Source organism: Brachyspira pilosicoli (genome assembly GCF_019402445.1).
Lineage (GTDB): Bacteria > Spirochaetota > Brachyspiria > Brachyspirales > Brachyspiraceae > Brachyspira > Brachyspira pilosicoli_B.
The window spans coordinates 1-1,303 of the sequence record NZ_SRZM01000103.1 but is presented as its reverse complement, the minus strand read 5'-3'; the positions used below and the strand labels follow the sequence as shown (position 1 = coordinate 1,303).

Genomic DNA, 1,303 nt, shown 5'->3' with positions numbered 1-1,303 from the left:
AAAAATATCCTGTTAAAGCTAAATAAATAAATCCTAATATATAATATAAAGGAGATACATAGAAAGATTGAATCTCTCTAGAAAATACAACATATATGTTTCTCATTTTTACCTCTTTTTTAATAGTTAGTTTTTTTGTTTAATTACTCTTCTTCAGTATTGTTTTTTATACTGTCATCTTTTATATATTTACTCTTATCAAAATCCTGATTTTTCTTTTTATCTGTAAAGTAAATAAATACCTCTTCCAAACTTCTCTCTTTAGATTTTATTTCTAATACATCAAAATTATTATTAACCAAATGTTTTACTATTTCAGCACGTGAATCATTTCCTCTTTCACATTCTATAATAATAGTGCCAAAATTATCTGTTTCAGCCTGTACAACGCCATTAACCTCTCTCACACATAAAAGAGCATCATTTTGTTTGTCAGCCACTTTAAGTTCAATATTTCCTCCAAGTATCTCTCTGTCCATAGCCATTTTTAAGCCTTCTATTGTATCTTCAGCAATAAGCTCTCCGCTGTCTATAATTAAAGCCCTCTCGCAAGTATCTTCAACTTCACTTAATATATGTGTGGAAAGTATAACAGTTCTTGTTCCTCCTAAACTTTTTATTAATGCTCTTACTTCTATTAATTGATTAGGGTCAAGTCCGCTTGTAGGCTCATCTAATATCAAAACTTCTGGGTCATGTATTATTGCCTGTGCTATACCTGTTCTTTGTCTGTATCCTTTAGATAAATGTCCTATTATTCTATCTTTATATTTTGTTAAGCCTGTAATTTCTATTGTATTTTCTACAGCAGATTTAACTTTTTTGCTTGGAACTCCTTTTAATTTAGCACAAAATTTAAGATAATCAGTTACAGTCATCTCTGTGTATAATGAAACATTTTCAGGCATATATCCTATTCTTTTTTTTAATTCTATAGGATTATCATAAACCTCATAATCATCTAAATAAACATATCCGCTTGTAGCAGGAAGATATCCTGTAATAATACGCATCATAGTAGATTTGCCAGCACCATTAGGTCCTAAAAATCCAACTATTTCACCTTTATTTATAGTATATGAAACACCCTTTAGAGCTAAATGTTCTCCATAGTATTTTACTACATTATCAACTTTTATCATTAATAATCCTTAATTAAAAAATATTAAATTACTTTTTAGAAGTTATTATATATAATATCGTATTTGATGAAAAAATATTTATAAAATTTCGTAATTTATATTATATTAATAATTGTCTCTAATCTTTAATAAATCTAATTCATAGAGGAAAGGTATATCTT

At 27.2% G+C, this 1,303-nt stretch carries 1 protein-coding gene; it reads right to left on the bottom strand.

What is annotated here, in order from left to right; translation table 11 throughout:
* Positions 1-143: 143 nt before the first annotated feature.
* Entirely contained in the window at positions 144-1,142 is a 999-nt protein-coding gene (locus tag E6A48_RS04195) for an ABC transporter ATP-binding protein (protein WP_219708803.1), read from the bottom strand.
* Positions 1,143-1,303: the final 161 nt, after the last annotated feature.

Bases quoted from the DNA above. Each gene is read 5' to 3' on its own strand.
- E6A48_RS04195 (WP_219708803.1), bottom strand. From the start codon at position 1,142: ATGATAAAAGTTGATAATGTAGTAAAATACTATGGAGAACATTTAGCT.